Here is a 19,005-nt window from a genome sequence, read left to right as displayed (position 1 = left end):
AGATCAGAGTGTAGACGTCATGTTGGCAGCATGGCGTCGTTCTTTTGGCACCACATTGATGTAATGTGTGACATAGGCAAAATATAAACCGGCATAATTTTCGACAAGTTCGATAAATGCCGGGTAAATGGACATCCGGCCATCGCCGCGATCTTTAAGATAACCAGCCTCCTGTGCCGATTTGATAATGCGGTTGACGTGAATACGCGAGACGAAAAATTCTTTTGCAAGTGTGCTGGCTGAATAAGCTATTATGGCACCGTATGCTGTTTTGTTTTTAATGGCCTGCAAATAGAGATAGAGCATAATCATCCGGCCACCATCCTTATCAATAAATAAACCCACCTCCGGAAGTACTTTACTGAATGTTAATCCGCGGAAAAGGTATTCTGCGGCGCGCCGGAAAAAGTTGTGCCTGAGTGTGCCATTGTCCAGAAGATTAACATTAATGTTGAATGTCGGATAAAGAATGCTAACAGGCGTGAACGCCCCGGACATATAGCGTTTAAGCTCATCCAGTCCTTTTTCCGTAGGCGCGATTTTTGTTTTTCGCCGATCTTCGGTACAGCGCCAGGTCTTAATTCGCCCGGTGGTTTTAAGTATGGTGATGATTGCAATAACGCTGTTAGGGCTGGCGATATTATAGCGTGAGCACAGTGCCTTAATCTCCGAGACCGACTCAGCCTGATTGCCAAAAACAAAACAACATATTGAGAGTATTATATTGAACCGTGATTCCTGAAGCATCGTTTTGTAGAACAGGGGTTGTTTTTTATAAATGGCGTCATTGATTCTGTAATGTTCTGTTATAGCTTCACTAAATCGCGGGTTGTTTTTAATGACATCCCGTCGATGTAGCAAAGCTCTGGATGAGATGTGATTATCCATAGCATTTTCTCTTTTTTGTCTGAGCCGATGAGAAGAAGTGTCCGGACTTCTTTTTCGGAATTTTCATTATACCTTGAGAAAGTCCTGGTTACTGTTGTTATATGAAAAGAAAATGATATTTATGCTGCATATGGATGAGTCGGTTGATTAACGCAAAGATGTTCATGTGCATAACATTGATAACGGTTTATTAACCAAATGGGGTGCGGTAAAATTATTCAATGCGACAAGGAATATTGGCTTTAATTACATATGGGAATGATGTTTGTATTCTCAGGAGCAGGTTATGTCTCAAAATTTACCTTCTGTGCAAGGTACTTGCTACAAGCAACGGTTTGTTATTTCAGCCTGCGGTTTCACCTTTGAAGGGTATAGCCTGCTTCTGAAATCTCGAGGCGTACACGCCACGCGACTCCATTTTGAAGAGGATGAAATATGTTCCGTTGACGTTGAAAAAATGATGGAAAATCAATCGCCCGAGGTTTCGGTTTTCCTTGGTCGTGACGTTGCTACTTTTCTTGAAAGCCTGAAGCGCTTGGTATCCGTTCTGAATGCACTGCCAGTTATTTGCAGGGTCACCCTGTATGGTGCACTACCTGAGCGATGGCTTAATGCAACGTTGAGAAGTCTCGTTAATAATACAAAAAAGCTTTCCACGATCAGGGTAGAGAATATTACAGAAATAATGGGCTTTGTAAAAAATGAGACAGATGAGCGTGCTGGCCCTTCACGCTTGTTGCGTAACGTACCGGACAAGGAGGGTAAAGAAAATTTGCATGGGTTAACACATCGCGAGTTAACCGTGCTACTGAATTTCTATCGGGGTATTTCCATAAAAGAGCAGAGTAAGAGGTTAGGGCTGTCAGATAAAACTATTTATACCCATCGCAAGGTGGGTTTGGGTAAATTATATATTATCAGAGTATGGTTTAGCGACTCTCGCGTTTTCAGAGATGAGGTTTGTGCAGTAAAAAATAAAACAAAAGTGTTTTCGGAAACGGAAATAGATATATTACAAGCGTTACATAAACGGGAAATCTTTGCGGTTTATCAAATTATCACTGATAGTGATAAAAAAGGAGTTGGATTTGAAATCCTGCTGCGCTGGCATAAAAAAGGTGAGATCCTGAAGCCAGCCTATTTTCTGGGAGGGATAAAAAATAGTGAAATATGGCTCAAGCTAACAGCGTTAGTCATCCATGCGGCCGTATCAGGTATCAATAAATACAATGGAAAATATTATTTTTCAGTTAACATTCCTCCTCAACTTGCTTCGGGAAACGCGCTGCCGGGGATGGCCAAAAAGGCCGTCGAAATGTTACTCAAACCGCAGTGGGCCGGGAAACTAGTCTTTGAACTAGCTGAAACGATTGACGTAACAAAGGATAAAAATATTCCCGAAACACTCCAGCGTTTACGCGCCGAGGGATGTCGGCTTTTTCTGGATGACTGTTTTTCAAAATATCATGCTATGTTGCCCATCAGACTGATTAATGTTGATGGACTAAAGCTTGATCGCGATATTGTTGAGCACTTTGTGGCTAACGACAAAGACTATAGCATTATTAAAGCGATACAGGTTTACAGCGACATGACGGGGACCGAATGCGTTGCGGAAGGCGTCGATAGCGAAGAAAAATTTGAAAAACTTGTCGCGTTAGGGGTTAAGCGATTCCAGGGTTATTATCTTTCCCACGCGGTTAAAGAAGAAGAGTTGGATCGAATGGTACGGCTATTTAGTTAACGGCTTCGCTATGCTGGTGGTACGACAGACTACAGTATTCGACCACCAGTAAAAAACACTCAATCACCGTCGCAATAGTGTATTCTCAGATATCATCACGCGTAAAGCCGACAACAATTTCAAGTGTGTTGCGAATGACATCGCAGGCTTCAGGCTCCTCGGTAATTTCAAGGGCGTGAATCAGTTGCAGGATGATCTCTTTATTCGAAAGGTTGTCACCGGTCAGCATAATACAGCGTATTGCCGAGCCTAACACTTCAACTTCACCACTGAGATGCTTTCCAGCATTAAGAAAGTGTTCCGCCAGTCCTTTATCGTGCAGGGCTTCAAAATTATACGTCTGGTGCATAGTCGCTTTACTCATGGTGGTCACCGTCTCGGTTAAAATTAGTGTTTCTTATTTGGGCTCAGAAGCGTGTTGTGAGTAAAGAGAGAGCGCATGCGGCCAATATCATAATCGCCCATCACTCTTCCCCGGTCGTGCGATACGCCGGTTACACGCTGGCGCACTTCATCTTCAGCGGCAATCAATGCATTTTTACGCTCATCATTTGATTCAACGTTAGCCATCGCCTGCAGGCGATTAGCAAGAGACGCAAAGGTAATAGGTCCGTTCTCTTTCAGTATGGATAATACGGCCTCACCGATAAGGTCATCCTTAAGTCGTTCAAATTTAGTTCTATGCATAGCTTAATCTCACTCTGCTACACGCGGCTGTAGCATGGGGTTAGTCATCGCATCCAGATGCTCTATTCTCACTCAGCATGACTAACTTAGTAAGTTAAAAACAGTGTTCAGGTTAACGCTCGAAGAAGAGGGCTATCAAACCGTTATAGTGCGCTTTCTCTACGTCAGACGTTGATTCTTCAATTCTGCGCAACAGCTTTGTACAAATTGTCATTCTGCTCAGTTGTACATTTTCTTTGATGATCTCACTGACGATGGCACCAAGGGTTTCCTGCTGTGTTGGGACGTTATCCTTGTTAAAATACAAGGTTATAGCGCTTTCTGCTGTAGAGGGAGCATGGTTGCGACGCATAATTTTCCACCGTTGACAAACAATTTTGTAACATCACTGGCATCGAATTTATACTATCCGGTCAAATCTGTACATCTAAATTGTACAAGTTTTTCGTGCAGTTCGGGGATTTCTCAGAAGAACTATCAAAATTAGGGGGTAAGAGAGGGAGAAAAACGTGGGGAAAAGAAAAGGCCCCGGAGGGCCTGAAATTATTTCCGTCCCAGCAGAAGTCCCAGAACGATGCCTACCGCACCCGCAGCGATTAAGCCCGTTAACGGGTTATTTCTGACGGCTTCAGTAACATCCGAGACGGCATCACTGGCCTGGGCAGCATATTTTTTCGCTGCACCTTTCACCTGATGTTTAGGGGAATCAACGAATTCACCAAACTGCTGCTGTGCAGAGCCGGATAATTCATCAAGTTTGTTTTTGGCTTTATCGCCAGCGTATTGTGCATTTTTATCAGTGTCGAAATCAGACATTCCAGCCTCCTTTTGTTGATAGTCTAAGGATAGACGCTGATGGCAAGAGTGAGAGAGAATTCGCTAAAATCGACGCCTGATTACCTCTTTTTAGGATATGTCTTTCTTACATGTCCACCATAACGCCCTAAGGATGGAGTGGATAAATATTTCCCTCGCCGTCTCTGTCTACGTAGCGGGAAGAGACTATTTCTCTCGTGCGTTAGCGCGAAAGGTAATGTAATAGCCAAGGGATGCGGCCAGGCACAGCATATAGCCGAACGATTCCGAACCTTCCTCCACGGCGTTTTTCACGACACGCATATAGCCATGCTCCAGAATGGCGTGCCACAGCACTTGCATTCCAAAGAGACGGGAGAAGACCAGTACAGCCAGCAGGCCGCTCAACAGAATACCGTACCAGGGGGATTGCGTGTATTTTGCCAGCTGTTCCAGGGTAGTGCGAAAATGCATAACGGGGCGAATTATAGCCAGCAGAGCGGTAATCAGCGCGAACCACACCCAACTCCCATGAGAAATGAGGTCAAAAAGCGCGTCCAGTTCACGAATTAACATCGTCAGGAAAAAACCGCCAACCAGTATATTACAGTAACGCATGGATTCATCCATTTTCGCCAGACGAAAATGGAGAAACACGATAGTCGCTAATACCGTTTCCTGCATGATTTCGGTCAGTGATAATTCCGGAATATCATGGCCGACAAACCGCATATCAACCCAAAGACAAAGTATAATAAGCGCGCATGCGACCGCCGCGCCAACAAAGAATAAAAAGCTCTTTAGTACAATCATTAACACCACCATTTTGTTTGTAGCAGTATGTTAGGTGACGAGAATGTTATTTCTGTTCACATCGTGCCATATAAGTGCTGAATTTTAACATTACGAGCTAAATAGGATTCGTAGCGGCCAGAATAAACCCTAAATATCTTTTGTTCCTTGCCGGCGATGTGCTCATTGCAGCGTCTCTTTCTTGTGGTTTACAGGGCAATAACATACGAGGTACCATACCCCCCTATAGTATCAGGAGGGCGTATGCCGCATTCACCCGAAGATAAAAAACGTATTCTGACCCGCGTCCGCCGCATTCGAGGCCAGGTTGATGCCCTTGAACGCGCCCTGGAGTCGGGCGATCCCTGTCTCGCCATTCTGCAGCAAATTGCCGCCGTGCGGGGTGCTGCCAATGGCCTGATGGGTGAAATGGTTGAAATTCACCTCAAAGATGAGCTGGTGACGGGGGAGACCACCCCGGATCAGCGGGCAGTGCGGATGGCGGAAGTCGGCCATTTGCTGCGCTCTTATCTAAAATAAACCCACACACCTCACAACAAGGGAAAGACATCATGAAATCTCGCGCAGCTGTCGCGTTCGGCCCAGGCCAGCCGCTGAAAATCGTTGAAATTGATGTTGCTCCGCCGAAGAAAGGCGAAGTGCTGATCAAAATTACTCACACCGGCGTCTGCCATACCGATGCGTTTACCCTCTCCGGTGACGATCCGGAAGGCGTATTCCCGGCGGTGCTCGGCCACGAAGGGGGCGGTGTGGTGGTGGAAGTGGGTGAAGGCGTTACCAGCCTGAAGCCCGGCGACCATGTGATCCCGCTCTACACCGCAGAATGCGGCGAGTGTAAGTTCTGCAAATCCGGCAAAACTAATCTCTGTCAGGCCGTGCGCGCCACGCAGGGCAAAGGTCTTATGCCGGACGGCACAACCCGCTTCTCCTATAACGGCGAGCCAATCTATCACTACATGGGGACCAGCACCTTCAGCGAATACACGGTGTGCGCCGAGATCTCACTGGCGAAAGTGAATCCGCAGGCCCCGCTGGATAAAGTCTGTCTGCTCGGCTGCGGTGTCACCACCGGTATCGGCGCGGTGCATAACACGGCGAAAGTGAAAGAGGGTGATACCGTGGCGGTGTTCGGCCTGGGCGGGATCGGTCTGGCGGTCATCCAGGGCGCGGTACAGGCGAAAGCTGGGCGTATCATTGCTGTGGATACCAACCCGGAGAAATTTAAGCTCGCAGGTGAGATGGGTGCGACCGACTTCATCAACCCGAAAGACTACGACAAACCGGTTCAGGACGTGATCGTTGAGCTGACCGACGGCGGCGTGGACTTCAGCTTCGAATGTATCGGCAACGTCAACGTGATGCGCTCAGCGCTGGAGTGCTGCCACAAAGGCTGGGGTGAGAGCATCATTATCGGTGTGGCCGGCGCGGGTCAGGAGATTAAAACCCGTCCCTTCCAGCTGGTGACAGGGCGCGTATGGCGCGGGTCGGCATTTGGCGGCGTGAAAGGCCGTACACAGCTGCCGGGCATGGTTGAAGATGCGATGGTCGGCAAAATTCAGCTCGACCCGTTCATTACGCACCGCCTGCCGCTGGAGCAGATCAACGAAGCTTTCGATCTGATGCACGAAGGAAAATCCATTCGTACCGTCATCCATTTCGGCGACAACTGATTATTCTGCCAGCGGTTTTTCCCGCTGGCATTTCTTCCCTGATCTTCTCTAAAGTGTGACCTGTCTGGCGCTTTTAGGCGTAATCTAATTCCCCGCTGTGCCGATGACTCTTTTACAGGCGTGTTTTTACGCATCTTACCTATAAGAGAGTCGACGGTCATGGACAACACAACATCGATGCAGGCGCAGCACAAGCTGAGTTTCTTGCATCACATCCGGCTGGTTCCGCTGTTTTCCTCCATTCTCGGTGGCATTATTCTCCTGTTTGCCTTGAGCTCGGGTCTGGCAGGCTATTTCCTGCTCCAGGCCGATAACGATCAGCAGGATGTCACAGCAGAAATCCAGGTGCGCACCGGTCTGTCAAACAGTTCCAACCATTTACGCACCGCCCGTATCAACATGATCCACGCGGGGGCGGCGAGCCGCATCGCGGAGATGGAGGCGATGAAGCAAAACATCGCTGAGGCTGAGACCCGCATCAGGCAGTCGCAGGATGGATTTGCCGCCTATATGAAGCGCACCGTTCGCACTCAGGCTGATGAAGCGCTGGATGGCGATCTGAAAGCACGCTATGACGCCTACATCGCCGGTATGCAGCCGATGCTGAAATATGCCAAAAACGGCATGTTTGAAGCCATTATCAACCATGAAAATGAGACCGCGCGTCCGCTGGATGATGCCTATAACGCGGTGCTGCTGAAGGCGATAAAAATCCGCACCGAACGCGCCAACGCACTGACGGCGCAGGCTCACACCCGCACCCGGCTGGGGCTGATGTTTATGTTCGGCGCGTTTGGCCTGGCGCTGGCGCTGGCGGTGATCACCTTTGTGGTGCTGCGCCGTACGGTGATAAACCCGCTTCAGCGAGCCGCTACGCGTATCGAAAATATCGCGAAAGGCGATTTAACCATGCCGGACGAACCGACCGGGCGCAGCGAAATTGGCCGCCTGACGCGCGATCTGCAAACAATGCAGCACGCGCTGGTGACAACCGTGGGCACGGTGCGGCAGGGGGCGGAGGAGATTTACCGTGGAACCAGCGAGATCTCCGCGGGTAATACCGATCTCTCATCCCGAACCGAACAGCAGGCGGCGGCCATCGAACAGACGGCGGCCAGCATGGAGCAGCTCACCGCGACGGTGAAGCAAAACGCCGATAACGCGCATCATGCGAGTAAACTTGCAGAAGATGCCTCCGGTAAGGCCAGCCGCGGGGGGCAGATGGTCTCCGGCGTGGTGAAAACCATGGGTAATATTTCCACCAGCTCGAAGAAGATCTCTGAAATTACCGCCGTGATTAACAGCATCGCGTTCCAGACCAATATTCTCGCGCTCAATGCGGCGGTCGAGGCGGCGCGTGCGGGTGAACAGGGACGCGGCTTTGCGGTCGTGGCGAGTGAAGTCCGCACCCTGGCAAGCCGCAGCGCGAACGCGGCGAAAGAGATTGAAAGCCTGATTAATGAATCGGTGTCGCTTATCGATCAGGGTTCCGGGGAGGTGGTTGCGGCGGGCAATACCATGAATGAGATCGTCGAGGCGGTTAAACGCGTCACCGATATTATGCTGGAGATTGCGGCCGCGTCTGATGAGCAGAGCCGCGGCATTGTTCAGGTGAGCCAGGCGATTTCCGAGATGGATAAGGTGACGCAGCAGAATGCCTCGCTGGTGGAAGAAGCCTCTGCGGCGGCGGCCTCGCTGGAAGAGCAGGGCGCGCGTCTGACGGAAGCCGTTGGCGCGTTTCGTCTCAACGGGGCGCGCGCAGGACGGACTACAGCCGCCGCAACCGCAGCAAAACCCGCGCCTTTAACCCCGGCGGCGGCCGTCTCAGGTGATAACTGGGAAACGTTCTGAGTAAGACAGACCCGCCCTCGCGGCGGGTTCTGCGTTTAGGATCAGAGAGGCATTGACTTACGAATGGCGCTTAACAGCGTTTGGGCGCCTTCAGAGAGCGGGGCATCTACCCGCGTCAGGATCCCAATGGGTTCTCCTGCGCCGGGTGAGGTTACCGGCAGCGCGGTGAGCACGCCGCGTCGCAGATCGTCCTTCACCGCGCCGGACGGCACAAACCACACGTAGTCATAATCCACCGTCAGCTGGCGCGAAAGAGACGCCGAGAGCGTTTCAATACACCCTGAAGGCAGCGTGCAGCCCTGCATTTGCAGCAACGCTTCCGCATTCTGACGCGGAACCGTTCCTTTCGGGGAAACTACCACCGGCCACTCCATTACGCGGCTTAAGGTGACGGTATCCTGCAGCAGGGGATGATTCGGACGCACGACCAGCTTCAGTGATTCCAGGAACAGCAGCTCGTAATTCAGGCCGCTCATCAGTTCCGGATCGGACATCCGGCCAATGCCCAGATCGAGCTCCCCTGACTTCAGGCCCGCCAGCAGCATGGTGTTATTCATGGTCGCGACCTGAAGCGTGGCGTGCTTTTGCTGGCGGTGGAACTGGCCGATCGCCGCAGGCAATATGCCCAGCGCCGCCGTTGGCAGTGCCCCCACGCGCACGATGTCGCTGGCCTGCTCTTCTTTACGGTTTAAGGCCTGACCGGCGGTATTGAGGGCATCAAGAACTTTAACGGCATGCGTCAGGAACTGTTCGCCTACGAGCGTAAGCTGAGCGCCCAGACGGCCGCGGTCGAACAGACGGGTTCCGGTAAGCTGTTCCAGTTCGTTCAGCGTTTTGGATAGTGCAGGCTGACTAAGGTTAAGGGTTTCAGCCGCTCGCCCCAGCGTTCCCTGTTGAGCGACGGCCACAAATGTATGCAAATGGCGCAAGCGTATGCGCTGACTGAACAGACCATTTTTTTCCATAGGCGATGTTAAAAACAGAGCGACGCGGGTGACAAGTTAAGTTGTTTGAATTTGATAACCTGATAGCAAAATATTTTTAACATTTGATCTGTTTGAGTTACAACTGTTTTTCGAAAACGCCCATGCTTTGACCACTCGTCTGCCTGGATCACAATTTGTAAATTCTTCCCAACGAAAAGAACGGGCTTCTCTACACTCCAGGTAGTATTCACTGGAGGCATGACATCATGGCGAACACCATCACGGCTGATGATATTCGGGAACACTTTTCGCAGGCTATGTCGGCGATGTACCAGCAGGAAGTTCCGCAGTACGGCACCTTGCTGGAACTGGTGGCGGACGTTAACCTGGCGGTTCTGGAAAATAACCCACTTTTACATGAACAACTGGCAAATGCAGACGAACTGGCGCGCCTGAATGTTGAACGTCACGGTGCGATCCGCGTTGGCACCGCGCAGGAGCTTTCCACCCTGCGCCGGATCTTCGCCATTATGGGCATGTACCCGGTCAGCTACTACGATCTCTCCCAGGCGGGCGTGCCCGTCCACTCGACGGCGTTTCGTCCGACTGACGATGCGGCGCTCTGCCGTAATCCGTTTCGCATTTTTACCTCGCTGCTGCGCCTGGAGCTGATTGAAAACGTTGCGCTGCGCGAAAGGGCGGCAGAGATCCTCTCCCGGCGCAACATCTTTACGCCGCGCTGCCTGGATCTGATCGACCTGCATGATGCGCAGGGACACTTTACCGAGGCACAGGCGCGCGAATTTGTGCAGGAAGCCTTAGAAACCTTCCGCTGGCATCGCCATGCGACGGTCGATCAGGAAACCTATCTGGCGCTTAGCAACGAACATCGCCTGATAGCCGACGTGGTCTGTTTCCCGGGGTGCCATATCAACCATCTCACGCCGCGCACGCTGGATATCGACCGGGTACAGGAGCTGATGCCGAAGTACGGCATTGAGCCGAAAATCCTGATTGAAGGCCCGCCGCGCCGCGAGGTGCCGATCCTCCTGCGCCAGACCAGCTTTAAGGCGCTGGAAGAGCCGGTGCTTTTCGCGGGAGAACACAAGGGTACGCATACCGCGCGTTTCGGTGAGATTGAGCAGCGGGGCGTGGCCCTTACGCCGAAAGGGCGCGAGCTGTACGACCGTCTGTTAAATCAGGCCGGGACCGGCAAAGACAACCTGACCCATCAGCTTCACCTGCGCGAGATCTTCAGCACCTTCCCGGACAGCGAAATGTTCCTGCGCCGTCAGGGGCTGGCTTATTTCCGCTACCGTCTGACTCCGACAGGTGAGGCGCATCGCCACGCGTTTCGTCCCGGCGACGATCCGCAGCCGCTGATCGAACGCGGCTGGGTTGTGGCGCAGCCGATCACCTATGAGGATTTTCTGCCCGTCAGCGCGGCGGGGATTTTCCAGTCGAATCTTGGCAATGAAACGCAGGCGCGCAGCCACGGCAATGCCAGCCGCAATGCCTTCGAAGCCGCGCTCGGCTGTGCGGTGTACGACGAGTTTACGCTTTACGAGGAGGCGGAAGCGCGCAGCAAACAGCGTTGCGGTTTGCTCTGAAACCGTTACTCTGCAGGGGTGTGATGGAAAAAGAAGGTTGGTATGGAAAATCCCTCCGCCCCTGTGGTTGAAACGCGCCAGGGCGCACTAATTGGTTCTACTGAAGGCGATACCCATGTGTGGTGTGGCATTCCTTATGCGGCACCGCCGGTTGGCCCGTGGCGCTGGCGCTCCCCACGCCCCCCTGCACGCTGGGATGGCGTGCGTCCGGCGACGGCGTTCTCCGCCTCCAGCTGGCAGAGCAGCGAAAGCTGTCAGGAGCTGGGCGGCGGCGATCCTGGCCAATTCTCTGAAGACTGCCTGTACCTTAACGTCTGGTTGCCAGTCGCACGCGCCGATCCGCTTCCGGTGATGGTCTGGCTGCACGGCGGAGGATTTACCCTCGGCGCTGGCGGTCTGCCTCCGTATAACGGCAGGGCGCTGGCGAAGCGCGGCACGGTGGTGGTGACAATTAATTACCGTCTCGGCCACCTCGGCTTTTTTGCCCATCCGGCGCTTGAGGGGGAAGAAGAACGCGTGGTGCATAACTTTGCTCTGCTCGATCAGATCCAGGCCCTGGAATGGGTGCGCGATAACATTGCCGCGTTCGGCGGCGATCCTGAGAACATCACCGTATTTGGCGAGTCGGCCGGTGCGCGCAGCGTGCTGTCGCTGATGGCTTCTCCGCTTGCGGGAGGACTGTTCCATAAAGCCATTGTGCAAAGCGGATACACGCTGCCCGACACCCCGCGCGAGCAGGCCATGCATAAAGGCGAAGTGATTGCTGCCCATTTTGGCCTGCAAAATGCCACCGCGGAACAGTTGCGCGCGATCCCGCCTGAGGCGTTCTGGCCGCTGACCTCGCCACTGAATATCGCCCCTGCGCCCATCGTGGGTGACTGCGTTTTGCCTGAGGCCATGCTCGATGTCTTTTTCGCTGCCCGTCAGCATTCAGTACCGGTGATGATTGGGTCAAACAGCGACGAAGCCAGCGTGATGTCGGTGTTCGGGGTCGATCTTGCCGGGCAGATCCAGAAGCTCCGTCGCGAGCGGCGCTTTGGCCTGGGGCTGATCAAGCTGCTTTATCCGGGCGTGAAGGGCGATGAGGAACTCGGCAGGCAGGTTTGCCGCGACATGGCCTTTACCACCATGGGATACGTAGTGATGCAGGCGCAGCAGCGGGCAGGCGGCCTGTGCTGGCGATACTGGTTTGATTATGTGGCCGAAGCGGAGCACGCGACGTATACCAACGGCGCCTGGCACGGTAACGAAGTGCCCTACGTGTTCGATACCCTTGGGCAGGTGGAACCCTCGCGGCAGTATGTAAATGAACGCGATCTGGCCTTCGCCGCTCAGGTGGCGGACTACTGGGTGAGCTTCGCCCGGGATGCGGGAGCACGCGATAGCCTGGTGGGGCCCATACGCTGGCCCGCCTGCCGGAAAGGGCGGGACGTGTTGTTACGCATCGGTGTGAATAAACATGCAGGTTTTTGGCTTGAAAACCGTTTTATGCGTGCCCGTATGAGCCTCTTCAAACGGGTAATGAAACACCACGTCAGCCTCGACTGAGCAGACAGGCACGAAACGCATCCAGCCCGTTCCCCGGGTCGGGTGCGTCGCGTAACACCAGCCGGTAGCTCGCCCCCGTCTTTATGCTCGTATCATAAGGCCGCATCAGCCGTCCGGCGCGCACGTCCTCCTCCACCAGCGTTTCATCCGCAATGGCGATGCCCAGCCCCTGAATGGCGGCGGTAATGGCCAGATCCATGGTTTCGAAGTGTTGATTTTTGAGCATAGCTGGCGCCGGACGCGGCTGTTTCGCAAGCCACAGCGTCCAGTCCGTTTTGTCCCGCGTGGGGTGAAGGAAGGTGAGTGTTTCCAGCGCAGAACCGGCCCGCAGCGGGCTCATCACCGGGGTTAAGGCCTCTTCGAACAGCAGAACGCCGGCGCTCATGTGCGTTCCAAACACAATCGCCGCGTCATAGGATTCGGTTTTGAAATTGACGTTATGATCGGTGGTAGTGGTCAGCGCAATCTGGAGTTCCGGCTGTTCGCGCTCGACCTGTAACAGACGCGGTACCAGCCAGCGCATCGCGCAGGTAGGCGCTTTCAGACGAATTACGGTCTGGTGCGTCCGCGCCTGTTCAGCAACGTTAAGCAGGTGCTCAAACGCAGATTGCAGTTCCGGCAGCAGGGCGCTTCCCTGTGAAGAAAGACGCAGGCCGCGAGCATGGCGTTCGAACAGCGGGAAGCCGAACCAGCTTTCCAGCGAGGCAATTTTGCGGCTTACCGCCCCCTGCGTCAGACAAAGCTCCTTCGCGGCATGGGTAAGATTCAGGTGACGCGCGGTCACGATAAACGTCTCTACGGCATTAAGCGGAAATGAACGACGCGACATATCTCACCTTAGCTATGCGTTTTTGTCATGGCTATTATGACAACAATTCGATTGTCCCGGCAATCAAGTTATTGTTTGAATAGTTATGCATTCACCACGAGAAGGGACAGAGGATGACTTTGAAAACGCCGGTGCAGACCCGCTCCAAATTGCCCGATGTAGGAACCACCATTTTTACCGTTATCGGCCAGCTTTCAGCCCGGCATAACGCCATCAACCTTTCTCAGGGTGCGCCGAATTTTTCCTGCGACCCAAAACTTATCTCCGGCGTCACTCGCGCCATGGAGTCAGGGCATAACCAGTATGCCTCCATGACCGGGCTGCAACCGCTCAGAGAGCGCATCGCGGACAAAATTGCCACGCTCTATGGCACCCGCTATGACCCGGCGAGTGAGGTACTGGTGACCGCCAGCGCCAGCGAAGGGCTTTACTCAGCCATCAGCGGGCTGGTTCATCCTGGCGATGAGGTGATCTATTTCGAGCCCTCCTTTGACAGCTATGCGCCGATTGTCCGTCTGCAGGGGGCGACGCCGATCGCTATTAAGCTGACGGTACCGGATTTTGCCGTGAACTGGGATGAAGTACGCGCGGCTATTACCCCACGCACGCGTATGATCATCGTCAATACGCCGCACAACCCGAGCGGACAGGTGTTTTCAGCCGCCGATCTGCACCAGCTGGCAGTGCTGACGCGCCACACCGACATCATCATTTTGTCTGACGAAGTGTACGAGCACGTCGTTTTTGATGGCGAACCGCATCACGGGATGGCGACGCACCCGCAACTGGCGGAGCGCAGCGTGATTATTTCTTCTTTCGGAAAAACCTATCACGTCACCGGCTGGCGCGTGGGTTATTGTGTGGCGCCCGCGGAGCTGATGGATGAAATATGTAAGGTCCATCAATTTTTAATGTTCTCGGCCGATACGCCGATGCAGTACGCGTTTGCCGAACACATGACCGATCCGCAAACCTGGCTGTCGCTGGCGGCGTTTTATCAGCGCAAGCGCGATCTGCTGCAAAGTTTGCTCGCCGACTCACCGTTCAGGCTGCTTCCGAGTGCCGGTTCGTTTTTCCTGCTTGCGGATTACAGCGGCTTTAGCGACGAGCGCGACAGCGAGATGGTGAAAAGGCTGATTGTCGAGTACGGGGTTGCCACCATTCCGCTGTCAGCGTTTTATGCCGATGGCACGGACAATAAACTGATCCGTCTCTCTTTTGCGAAAGATGAGGCGACGTTACGGGCAGGTGCCCAGGCCCTTTGTCGGGTTACACCACGTTAAGGAATTTGAGATGAAATTACGCGCGTTAGTTGTCGGCATAGGACTGCTGTGTTCATTCTCGTCGTTTGCTGCTACCGAGTTGCGATACGGGCTGGAAGCGGAATATCCGCCGTTTGAAAGCCGCAATGCCTCAGGGGAGCTGGAAGGATTTGACGTAGAACTGGGAAATGCCATCTGTAAAGCCGCCGCGCTGAAGTGCAGCTGGGTAGAAACCTCGTTTGATGCGTTGATTCCCGGTCTGCTGGCGAAAAAGTTCGACGCCATAAACTCGGCGATGAACATCACCGAACAGCGTCATAAGAGCATTGATTTTACCCAGCCCATCTACCGTATTCCCTCCCAGCTTGTGGGTAAAGCTGGTTCTGCGGTAGAGGCCACGCCGGAAGGGCTGAAGGGCAAAACCATCGGCGTTCTCCAGGGTTCAATTCAGGAAACCTACGCCAAAGAGCACTGGGAAAAGCACGGTGTCACCGTGGTGTCTTATAAAGATCAGAATATGGCCTGGGGGGATTTGCTGAATGGCCGCATCGATGCCTCGCTGGTCATGTCAGCGGCCGGGCAGGCAGGTTTCCTCAGCAAGCCGCAGGGCAAAGGGTTTGGCTTTATCGGCAAACCGGTGTCGGACGACACCATCCTCGGCAGTGGGATCGGCTTTGGGCTGCGTAAGGGGGATGAGGCCACCAAAAAGCAGCTTGATGCCGCAATTGATAAAGTACGTGCCGACGGCACGATCGCTAAATTGGCTGATAAGTACTTCCCGGGTATCGATGTCAGCGTAAAATAACCGCCTCGTTGGTCCCGGCTGTTGATGTCCAGCCGGGACTCTTTTATACATAACTTTACCCCTTTTTCAGGCCGTTCTGGTCGACAGAAAATATTTCTCGGTTTGTTCAGATAATCACCCGCCAACAATTGGATTCTTAACCGTTTTTGTTTAGGCTGTGCGTTCTTTCTTGCCGTCATTTCGCTGCGCGCGAAACTCATTCACACGACCATAAGGACGTTTTCTCAGGCATGAATCGCAGACGTTTTCTCAAAGGTTCCCTGGCAATGGCTGCCCTGAGCAGCACTTCTGGCCTTGCTTCTCTGTTTTCCCAGGCGGCGTATGCTGCTGACTCCGACATTGCCGACGGTCAGAGCCGTCGCTTTGACTTCTCTGTTCTGCAATCCATGGCGCACGATCTGGCGAAAACCCCGTGGGGTGGTGCGCCGCGTCCGCTGCCGGAAACGCTGGCCACCATGACGCCGCAGGCGTACAACGCCATCCGTTACGATGAGAAACAGTCGCTGTGGAATAACATTGAAGGTCGCCAGCTGGACGCCCAGTTCTTCCATATGGGGATGGGATTCCGCCGCCGCGTGCGCATGTTCTCGCTGGATCAAAGCACCTCTCAGGCGCGTGAGATCCACTTCCGTCCAGAGTTGTTCAGCTACGGCGATACGGGCGTGGATACCAAACAGCTTGAAGGTCAGAGCGACCTCGGCTTCGCCGGATTCCGCGTCTTTAAAGCGCCCGAACTGGCGCGACGCGATATCGTTTCGTTCCTGGGCGCGAGTTACTTCCGCGCAGTGGATGATACCTACCAGTACGGCCTTTCCGCGCGCGGGCTGGCGGTGGATACCTTTACTGACACCCCGGAAGAGTTCCCGGATTTCACCTCCTTCTGGTTTGAAACCGTTAAGCCGGGCGATACCACCTTTACCGTCTATGCGCTGCTGGACAGCCCGAGCATTACCGGTGCCTATAAGTTTGTGATCCACTGTGAGAAGAGCCAGGTGATCATGGACGTCGAAAACCATCTCTATGCGCGCAAAGACATCAAGCAGCTCGGCATCGCGCCGATGACCAGCATGTTCAGCTGCGGCAACAACGAACGCCGCATGTGCGACACCATTCATCCGCAGATCCACGATTCAGACCGCCTGGCAATGTGGCGCGGTAACGGAGAGTGGATCTGCCGACCGCTGAACAACCCGCAAAAGCTGCAATTTAACGCTTATCTGGATAAAAACCCGAAAGGCTTCGGTTTGTTGCAGCTTGATCGGGACTTCTCCCATTACCAGGACGTCATGGGCTGGTATAACAAGCGACCAAGCCTGTGGGTCGAGCCGCGCAACAACTGGGGTAAAGGATCCATCGCTCTGATGGAGATCCCGACAACCGGCGAGACGCTCGATAACGTGGTCTGCTTCTGGCAGCCGGAAAAACCGGTGCAGGCGGGTGATGAGCTGGACTTCAAATACCGTCTCTACTGGAGCGCGCAGCCACCGGTGCGTTCACCGCTGGCAAACGTCTACGCTACCCGTACCGGTATGGGCGGCTTCCCGGAGGGCTGGGCGCCGGGTGAAAATTACCCGAAAGTGTGGGCCCGTCGCTTTGCCATCGACTTCGTCGGGGGCGATTTGAAGGCCGCCGCACCGAAGGGCATTGAGCCGGTGATCACCCTGTCCAGCGGTGAAGCGAAGCAGGTGGAGATCCTCTACGTCGAGCCGTTCGACGGGTATCGCATTCTGTTTGACTGGTACCCAACCTCTGACTCCACCGAGCCGGTCGATATGCGTCTGTTCCTGCGCTGTCAGGGCGACGCCATCAGCGAGACCTGGCTGTACCAGTATTTCCCGCCCGCGCCGGACAAACGTAACTACGTTGACGATCGGATCATGCGTTAGTCCTTATGGGTTTGTGCCGGGTGGCGGCTTCGCCTTACCCGGCCTGATTCGGACGCATTTGTAGGCCGGGTAAGCGTTAGCGCCACCCGGCAATTAAGAGGCACTATGTCTTCAGAAATTATCCCCGTAACCCAGGAAATCGAGCTTCGCGCCGTCGAAGAGCGCTATACCACCGATCTGCACAACCTCGTTATTAAAAACAAAACCTGGCTGCAAACCGCCTTCGACTGGGCGCAGCATGTCGGCACTGAAGAGGACACGCGCCGTAACGTGCAGAGCAACCAGATGCTGCACCAGCGCGGCTACGCCAAAATGTTCCTGATTTTCATGAAGGACGAGCTGGTGGGCGTGCTTTCTTTTAACGCGATAGAGCCTGCGAATAAGGCCGGGTACATCGGCTACTGGCTTGACAAAGCGCATCAGGGACAGGGCATTCTCTCTCAGGCGCTACAGGCGTTTATGCGCTATTATGTTGAGCGCGGCGAGATCCGCCGCTTTGTGATCAAGTGTCGCGTGGCTAACCATAACAGTAACCGCGTGGCGCAGCGCAACGGTTTTACGCTGGAAGGTTGTTTGCGGGAAGCGGAAATGCTCAACGGCCGCTTCGATGACGTAAACCTGTACGCCAGGTTATTCCCGCTATAGCGCCCCCAGCAGCGGCGTCCGGGTGATCCGCGTGTCACCGTTGATCACTTTGGCTCCCCGGACGTGAATGCTTTCACCCTCCAGCGCCTCGATCGCCGCATCGTCTGTCATCTCCACCTGATGCTCAATCAGGACATCACCGCTGATACGCGCGCGCCCCTGAATAACGACCTTGTCATCAATCAGGATCGGCCCGCCGCGTAACCACGCCTCGCCACCAATCAATACGTGGTGTTTAATCACGCAGTTACCTTCGACGAGGGCGTTTTCCGCGACCTGTGAACTGTACCGCACGGTCGGGATCGCATCATCCTCTAAACCGGCCAGCAGGCGGGCGTTGCCGTACACTTTGGCGCAGTCGCACACCCAGACGTTATTAAGCGCGTTGCCCTCAAGAATGGCGCGGTCGAACACCTCCGCGCGGTGCTCAACAAAGGCCCAGGTCACCATGGCATCGCCGTAGATTTGCGCCTGATGCACAATACGCGACTGGCTGACCGTGGCTCTGTCGTAAATCTGCAGGATCTGCTCACGGTCGGGTGTCAGCCCTTTGGCTGCAATCACCATGCTGTTATGCAGCACCCGCGCGTCACCCGCGATACGGCATTCCCCGCGTACGGTGGAGTGCTGGATAGTGACGTTGTCACTTATTGCCGCGCCATGACTCACCTCTGCCGCGTCAAGCCAGCTGTTGCCGCCTATGTGTGCGCGGTGGCTTACGATGCAGGGTTGGGTGAGGCGGGCGTTGCCGGATATCCTGGCCCCGGCAAACACCACGCTGTTTTCATCATAAACCCAGCAATCCCCGTCCTGGGCGAGCGCGTGTTCATCCTCAACCCAACCACCTTTTGTCCCGCTGGTCACATCGTTAAAATCCTTTGCGGCAATAATCTGTCTGAGTAGGGTTGTGCACGGCGTTGATCCATCCTGCCAGCGCCAGAGACACGTTTCATTGCCAAGCCTGTATTTTGTCATCGTGTTTTCCCTGAAAAGCCATTCACTAAACGTAGCAAACTTTTGGCGTTTCGAAGTGCTGGCGTCTGCAC

Annotated in this window: 19 protein-coding genes; 10 read left to right on the top strand and 9 right to left on the bottom strand. The window is 54.0% G+C overall.

Annotated features, from left to right (window positions below; genetic code table 11):
* Positions 1-3 precede the first annotated feature (3 nt).
* A complete protein-coding gene (locus tag C3451_RS00715) occupies positions 4-888 on the bottom strand; it encodes a hypothetical protein (protein ID WP_045622792.1) in 885 nt (294 codons plus the stop codon).
* A gap of 286 nt (positions 889-1,174) precedes the next feature.
* Here C3451_RS00715 and C3451_RS00710 point away from each other — a divergent pair, with 286 nt between their 5' ends.
* On the top strand, positions 1,175-2,632 hold the full coding sequence (locus C3451_RS00710; RefSeq protein WP_045622790.1) for an EAL domain-containing protein: 1,458 nt from the start codon (positions 1,175-1,177) through the stop codon (positions 2,630-2,632).
* Between the two features lie 85 nt (positions 2,633-2,717).
* Here the strand turns inward: C3451_RS00710 and C3451_RS00705 are convergent, their stop codons facing one another.
* The 5 genes from C3451_RS00705 to C3451_RS00685 all read right to left on the bottom strand — a co-directional run bounded on the left by C3451_RS00705 (position 2,718) and on the right by C3451_RS00685 (position 4,927).
* A complete protein-coding gene (locus C3451_RS00705; protein ID WP_022648069.1) occupies positions 2,718-2,981 on the bottom strand; it encodes a biofilm development regulator YmgB/AriR family protein in 264 nt (87 codons plus the stop codon).
* A gap of 38 nt (positions 2,982-3,019) precedes the next feature.
* Positions 3,020-3,319, bottom strand: coding sequence for a hypothetical protein (locus tag C3451_RS00700; RefSeq protein ID WP_045622789.1), 300 nt, complete (start codon positions 3,317-3,319; stop codon positions 3,020-3,022).
* Between the two features lie 112 nt (positions 3,320-3,431).
* Positions 3,432-3,671: a regulatory protein YcgZ gene (gene ycgZ / locus C3451_RS00695; RefSeq protein WP_003857265.1), complete on the bottom strand. Its 240-nt coding sequence runs from the start codon at positions 3,669-3,671 to the stop codon at positions 3,432-3,434.
* A 191-nt stretch (positions 3,672-3,862) separates the two neighbouring features.
* Complete coding sequence (locus C3451_RS00690; protein WP_003857263.1) at positions 3,863-4,135, bottom strand: CsbD family protein; 273 nt, start codon at positions 4,133-4,135, stop codon at positions 3,863-3,865.
* Between the two features lie 186 nt (positions 4,136-4,321).
* Positions 4,322-4,927: a hypothetical protein gene (locus tag C3451_RS00685; protein WP_023300068.1), complete on the bottom strand. Its 606-nt coding sequence runs from the start codon at positions 4,925-4,927 to the stop codon at positions 4,322-4,324.
* A gap of 243 nt (positions 4,928-5,170) precedes the next feature.
* Here C3451_RS00685 and C3451_RS00680 point away from each other — a divergent pair, with 243 nt between their 5' ends.
* The 3 genes from C3451_RS00680 (at position 5,171) to C3451_RS00670 (ending at position 8,448) form a co-directional block, all read left to right on the top strand.
* Entirely contained in the window at positions 5,171-5,446 is a 276-nt protein-coding gene (locus C3451_RS00680; RefSeq protein WP_003857256.1) for a metal/formaldehyde-sensitive transcriptional repressor, read from the top strand.
* A gap of 32 nt (positions 5,447-5,478) precedes the next feature.
* On the top strand, positions 5,479-6,597 hold the full coding sequence (locus tag C3451_RS00675) for an S-(hydroxymethyl)glutathione dehydrogenase/class III alcohol dehydrogenase (RefSeq protein ID WP_017693450.1): 1,119 nt from the start codon (positions 5,479-5,481) through the stop codon (positions 6,595-6,597).
* A gap of 159 nt (positions 6,598-6,756) precedes the next feature.
* Positions 6,757-8,448: a methyl-accepting chemotaxis protein gene (locus C3451_RS00670; protein ID WP_045308096.1), complete on the top strand. Its 1,692-nt coding sequence runs from the start codon at positions 6,757-6,759 to the stop codon at positions 8,446-8,448.
* A gap of 41 nt (positions 8,449-8,489) precedes the next feature.
* Here C3451_RS00670 and C3451_RS00665 read toward each other — a convergent pair whose 3' ends face one another.
* Positions 8,490-9,413, bottom strand: a complete 924-nt coding sequence (locus C3451_RS00665) for a LysR substrate-binding domain-containing protein (protein ID WP_022648073.1) — start codon at positions 9,411-9,413, stop codon at positions 8,490-8,492.
* A 227-nt stretch (positions 9,414-9,640) separates the two neighbouring features.
* On the opposite strand from C3451_RS00665, the gene C3451_RS00660 reads away from it, so the two are divergent.
* Together C3451_RS00660 and C3451_RS00655 are read left to right on the top strand one after the other, a co-directional pair.
* Positions 9,641-10,984 (top strand): VOC family protein, encoded by a 1,344-nt coding sequence (locus C3451_RS00660; protein ID WP_045622786.1) that lies wholly within the window; start codon positions 9,641-9,643, stop codon positions 10,982-10,984.
* A gap of 42 nt (positions 10,985-11,026) precedes the next feature.
* Positions 11,027-12,532: a carboxylesterase/lipase family protein gene (locus C3451_RS00655; protein WP_063139087.1), complete on the top strand. Its 1,506-nt coding sequence runs from the start codon at positions 11,027-11,029 to the stop codon at positions 12,530-12,532.
* Here the strand turns inward: C3451_RS00655 and C3451_RS00650 are convergent.
* Positions 12,519-13,361 carry a LysR family transcriptional regulator gene (locus C3451_RS00650; protein WP_045622782.1) on the bottom strand — a complete coding sequence of 281 codons (843 nt, stop codon included), beginning with the start codon at positions 13,359-13,361 and terminating at the stop codon, positions 12,519-12,521. The genes C3451_RS00655 and C3451_RS00650 overlap by 14 nt on opposite strands.
* Before the next feature lie 113 nt (positions 13,362-13,474).
* On the opposite strand from C3451_RS00650, the gene C3451_RS00645 reads away from it, so the two are divergent.
* The 4 genes from C3451_RS00645 to rimL all read left to right on the top strand — a co-directional run bounded on the left by C3451_RS00645 (position 13,475) and on the right by rimL (position 17,959).
* On the top strand, positions 13,475-14,644 hold the full coding sequence (locus tag C3451_RS00645; protein WP_032624285.1) for a pyridoxal phosphate-dependent aminotransferase: 1,170 nt from the start codon (positions 13,475-13,477) through the stop codon (positions 14,642-14,644).
* Positions 14,645-14,654: 10 nt separating this feature from the next.
* On the top strand, positions 14,655-15,428 hold the full coding sequence (locus tag C3451_RS00640) for an ABC transporter substrate-binding protein (RefSeq protein ID WP_045622780.1): 774 nt from the start codon (positions 14,655-14,657) through the stop codon (positions 15,426-15,428).
* Positions 15,429-15,658: 230 nt separating this feature from the next.
* The gene (locus tag C3451_RS00635) at positions 15,659-17,314 is read left to right on the top strand and encodes a glucan biosynthesis protein (protein WP_063139086.1); all 1,656 of its coding nucleotides are present in this window, start codon (positions 15,659-15,661) and stop codon (positions 17,312-17,314) included.
* Positions 17,315-17,419: 105 nt separating this feature from the next.
* Entirely contained in the window at positions 17,420-17,959 is a 540-nt protein-coding gene (gene rimL / locus C3451_RS00630; protein WP_045622776.1) for a 50S ribosomal protein L7/L12-serine acetyltransferase, read from the top strand.
* On the opposite strand, the gene ydcK is transcribed toward rimL, so the two are convergent.
* On the bottom strand, positions 17,954-18,934 hold the full coding sequence (gene ydcK / locus C3451_RS00625) for a YdcK family protein (RefSeq protein WP_045622774.1): 981 nt from the start codon (positions 18,932-18,934) through the stop codon (positions 17,954-17,956). The genes rimL and ydcK overlap by 6 nt on opposite strands.
* Positions 18,935-19,005: the final 71 nt, after the last annotated feature.

The organism is Enterobacter sp. 301B (assembly GCF_003850715.1).
GTDB classification, from domain to species: domain Bacteria; phylum Pseudomonadota; class Gammaproteobacteria; order Enterobacterales; family Enterobacteriaceae; genus Enterobacter; species Enterobacter intestinihominis.
Note: the sequence above shows the minus strand (reverse complement) of the source record. Positions and strands in the feature narration are given on the sequence as shown.

What these genes read in the sequence shown, in the direction of transcription:
- C3451_RS00715 (WP_045622792.1), bottom strand. Translation starts at nt 888, where the DNA reads ATGGATAATCACATCTCATCCAGAGCTTTGCTACATCGACGGGATGTC.
- C3451_RS00710 (WP_045622790.1), top strand. Translation starts at nt 1,175, where the DNA reads ATGTCTCAAAATTTACCTTCTGTGCAAGGTACTTGCTACAAGCAACGG.
- C3451_RS00705 (WP_022648069.1), bottom strand. Translation starts at nt 2,981, where the DNA reads ATGCACCAGACGTATAATTTTGAAGCCCTGCACGATAAAGGACTGGCG.
- C3451_RS00700 (WP_045622789.1), bottom strand. Translation starts at nt 3,319, where the DNA reads ATGCATAGAACTAAATTTGAACGACTTAAGGATGACCTTATCGGTGAG.
- ycgZ (WP_003857265.1), bottom strand. Translation starts at nt 3,671, where the DNA reads ATGCGTCGCAACCATGCTCCCTCTACAGCAGAAAGCGCTATAACCTTG.
- C3451_RS00690 (WP_003857263.1), bottom strand. Translation starts at nt 4,135, where the DNA reads ATGTCTGATTTCGACACTGATAAAAATGCACAATACGCTGGCGATAAA.
- C3451_RS00685 (WP_023300068.1), bottom strand. Translation starts at nt 4,927, where the DNA reads ATGATTGTACTAAAGAGCTTTTTATTCTTTGTTGGCGCGGCGGTCGCA.
- C3451_RS00680 (WP_003857256.1), top strand. Translation starts at nt 5,171, where the DNA reads ATGCCGCATTCACCCGAAGATAAAAAACGTATTCTGACCCGCGTCCGC.
- C3451_RS00675 (WP_017693450.1), top strand. Translation starts at nt 5,479, where the DNA reads ATGAAATCTCGCGCAGCTGTCGCGTTCGGCCCAGGCCAGCCGCTGAAA.
- C3451_RS00670 (WP_045308096.1), top strand. Translation starts at nt 6,757, where the DNA reads ATGGACAACACAACATCGATGCAGGCGCAGCACAAGCTGAGTTTCTTG.
- C3451_RS00665 (WP_022648073.1), bottom strand. Translation starts at nt 9,413, where the DNA reads ATGGAAAAAAATGGTCTGTTCAGTCAGCGCATACGCTTGCGCCATTTG.
- C3451_RS00660 (WP_045622786.1), top strand. Translation starts at nt 9,641, where the DNA reads ATGGCGAACACCATCACGGCTGATGATATTCGGGAACACTTTTCGCAG.
- C3451_RS00655 (WP_063139087.1), top strand. Translation starts at nt 11,027, where the DNA reads ATGGAAAATCCCTCCGCCCCTGTGGTTGAAACGCGCCAGGGCGCACTA.
- C3451_RS00650 (WP_045622782.1), bottom strand. Translation starts at nt 13,361, where the DNA reads ATGTCGCGTCGTTCATTTCCGCTTAATGCCGTAGAGACGTTTATCGTG.
- C3451_RS00645 (WP_032624285.1), top strand. Translation starts at nt 13,475, where the DNA reads ATGACTTTGAAAACGCCGGTGCAGACCCGCTCCAAATTGCCCGATGTA.
- C3451_RS00640 (WP_045622780.1), top strand. Translation starts at nt 14,655, where the DNA reads ATGAAATTACGCGCGTTAGTTGTCGGCATAGGACTGCTGTGTTCATTC.
- C3451_RS00635 (WP_063139086.1), top strand. Translation starts at nt 15,659, where the DNA reads ATGAATCGCAGACGTTTTCTCAAAGGTTCCCTGGCAATGGCTGCCCTG.
- rimL (WP_045622776.1), top strand. Translation starts at nt 17,420, where the DNA reads ATGTCTTCAGAAATTATCCCCGTAACCCAGGAAATCGAGCTTCGCGCC.
- ydcK (WP_045622774.1), bottom strand. Translation starts at nt 18,934, where the DNA reads ATGACAAAATACAGGCTTGGCAATGAAACGTGTCTCTGGCGCTGGCAG.